This window comes from Mesorhizobium sp. M4A.F.Ca.ET.020.02.1.1 (assembly GCF_004022645.1).
Taxonomy (GTDB): domain Bacteria; phylum Pseudomonadota; class Alphaproteobacteria; order Rhizobiales; family Rhizobiaceae; genus Mesorhizobium.
On the sequence record NZ_RZOI01000705.1, the window covers coordinates 1 to 3,121 of the forward strand.

Annotated in this window: 2 protein-coding genes; one reads left to right on the top strand and one right to left on the bottom strand. The window is 65.7% G+C overall.

Features of this window, described 5'->3' with window-relative positions; translation table 11 throughout:
- On the bottom strand, nt 1-2,100 hold a 2,100-nt coding region (locus EN742_RS29670; RefSeq protein ID WP_128333590.1), incomplete at its 3' end, for a molybdopterin-dependent oxidoreductase.
- Nucleotides 2,101-2,379: 279 nt separating this feature from the next.
- On the opposite strand from EN742_RS29670, the gene EN742_RS29675 reads away from it, so the two are divergent.
- Nucleotides 2,380-3,121, top strand: a 742-nt coding sequence (locus EN742_RS29675) for a LysR substrate-binding domain-containing protein (protein WP_128333591.1), incomplete at its 3' end; no start/stop codon positions are given.

Below are 3,121 nucleotides of genomic sequence, written 5' to 3' on the forward strand. Positions count from 1 at the left end.
GCCATTGTCGATGTAGCGCTGCAGCTGATCGGGATTGGGCTCGCCTCTGCCGGTCGAGCCACCGTCCTTGCCGCGCCAGCCGGCGAGCGGTCCGATGCCGGGCATGCGCTCGTGGTTGACGATGTAGTCAGCATAGTCGCGGTATTTGGCGGTGCCCTCGTCGGTGACGAAACCGGGCAGGGCGAGGCGCGCGCCGAGTTCGATCAGCACCGATTGGAACGGCCTGACGTCGCGGTCCGGCTCCACGACGGGATAGCGGATGGCGTCGCCGGGTCCGTCGGCATGGCTGATCGGCCGGTCGAGCAGGCTGATGCAGTCATGCCGCTCGAGATATGTCGTGTCCGGCAGCACCAGGTCGGCGAACGGCACCGTCTCCGAGTAGTAGGCATCGGAATAGATGATGAAGGGGATCTTGTACGCGCCAGATGCATCCTTGTCGGTCAGCATACGAATCGTCTCGACGGTGTTCATCGAGGAATTCCAGGCCATGTTCGACATGTACATCAACAGCGTGTCGATCCGGTAGGGATCACCCGCCCAGGCATTGCGGATGACGCTGTGCATCAGGCCGTGGGCGGCGAGCGGCGCCTCCCAGGAATAGGCCTTGTCGATGCGGGTGGGCGTGCCGGTCTCGTCGACCAGAAGGTCATCCGGTCCGCAGACGAAGCCGAGCGGCATGCCTTCAAGCGGCGTCATCGGCCGGACATGCTTGCCCGCGGGCTTCGGTCCCGGCGGTGCGCAACGCGGATAGGGTGGCTTGAAGCGAAAGCCGCCCGGCACATCCACGGTGCCCAGCAGCACCTGCAGCAGATGAATGGCGCGGCAGGTGTGAAAGCCGTTGGAATGGGCCGAGATGCCGCGCATGGCGTGCATCGACACGGGCCGGCCCTTGATCGTCTCGTGCCGGCGTCCGGCCCAATCGGTCCAGGCCACCGGCAGTTCGATCGTCTGCTCGAAGGCGACATGCGCCAGCTCCGCCGCGATGCGGCGGATCGTGTCGGCGGCAACACCGCAGCGGTCGGCGACCGCGTCGGGCGAATAGCTGTCGTCGAGATAGCGGTCGGCAAGGAGCTGGAACACCGGAACGCAGCGGCGGCCGTTGACCGTGTGGCTGCCGGTCAGCGCCGGTTTCGCGTTGGGGTCGGCAGCCCGGACCGGGGTCTTCGCAATCCTGTCCCAGGCGACCGAATGGCCGGCGCCGTCGCGAACGAACAGCCCGTCATCGGCCGCCCCCGGCTCCTGGATCACGAGCAGATGGGCGTTGGTGTAGCGCAGCAGATAGTCGAGATCGACGCGGCCGGCCTTGAGCAGCTCGTGGACAAGCGCCAGCACGAACAGGCCGTCGGTGCCCGGCCTGATGCCGATCCAGTCGTCGGCGATGGCGTTGTAGCCGGTGCGGCACGGATTGATCGAGACGACCTTGGCGCCGCGCGCCTTGAGTTTGCCGAGGCCGATCTTGATCGGGTTGGAATCATGGTCCTCGGCGACGCCGAACAGCATGAAGTATTTCGTGTTGTCCCAATCGGGCTCGCCGAATTCCCAGAACGAGCCGCCGATCGTGTAGAGGCCGCCGGCCGCCATGTTGACCGAGCAGAAGCCGCCATGGGCGGCGAAGTTCGGCGTGCCGAACTGGCTTGCCCACCAGCCGGTCAGCGACTGCGACTGGTCGCGCCCGGTGAAGAAGGCGAGCCTTTTGGGATCGCTCCGGCGTATTGCGGAAAGCCGCTCCGTTGCGATCGAAAAGGCTTCCTCCCATTCGATCTCGCGGAATTCGCCCGAGCCGCGCGGCCCGCTGCGCAGAAGCGGCTTCGTCAGCCGTGCCGGGCTGTAATGCTGCATGATGCCGGCGCTGCCCTTGCCGCAGATCACGCCGCGATTGACCGGATGGTCCTTGTTGCCGTTGATGTAGCGCACCTTGCCGTCCTTGATGTGGACGTCGATGCCGCAGCGGCAGGCGCACATGTAGCAGGTTGTCTTGGCGATCCGGTCGGAGACGCTGGGCGAGGTGTCGACGCCGTCACCCTCGTCAGGCGCGCGTGTGTCGGCCAGCGGCCTTTGCGACGGGGCGGAATTTGCGCCGCGCGGCGCACCGTGGCTCATGATCGGGGGGCGCTTTTACGGTCCGCGTTCTTGGCTCTCGTCTTGGGTCCGGGACCGCGCATGTAGTGTTGTTCAGGGTGATAGCGTTCGCCGGCGACCCGCCGCCGAAGGCTGCGCGTCCAATGTGCGAACAAAGACTTGAACCGCCCCATCAATTCTAATCCTCGCGACTCGGCCGCGATTTTTTTCCAATTCCGCTTAAAAACTTAGAACAAAGCAATCGATCTGTCTAACAAGTTGCTCTTGTAATTCCAATCGACTGTCCTTCTTAATGCGGGCATGACTCTCGATCAGTTGCGCATCTTCGTCGCCGTCGCCGAGCGCGGGCATATGACCAAGGCGGCCGAGCTTCTGGGCATCTCGCAGTCGGCCGCCTCGGCCGCCATCCGCGCGCTCGAACAGCAGCATGGCGTGCGCTTGTTCGACCGCGTCGGGCGCAATATCGAGCTGGCGCAGACCGGACGCCGGTTCCTGCCCGAGGCCAAGGCCGTTCTGGAACGCGCCGCGGCCGCCAGCAACGTGCTGGCGGATGTCTCGCAGACCGTCACCGGCAGCCTGTCGATCGCCGCCAGCCAGACCATCGCCAGCTACTGGCTGCCACGCCGGCTGGCTGCCTTCCATGAGGCCTATCCCGCCGTCAGGCTGAATGTCAGCATCGGCAACACCAGCCAGGTCGAGACCCAGGTCCTCGACGGCACGGCGGATTTCGGCCTGGTCGAGGGGCGGACCGAATCCGATATCCTGCGGCGCGCCAAGGTCGATGTGGATCGCCTGCTGCTGGTCGTCGCTCCGTCGCATCCGAAGATCGCCGAACATGCGCCGGGCCGTCCCGATATCAGGGAGCTGCGCTGGATCATCAGGGAGGGCGGCTCGGGAACGCGCGAGGCGCTGGAGGATCTCGCGCGCCGCGAGGCGGTTCCGTTCGCGGATCTCAGGATATTCCTCGTCCTGCCCAGCAACGAGGCGATCCGCCAGGCGGTCGAGGCGGGCGCCTCGACCGCCTGGCGGATCGCCTCGTTGC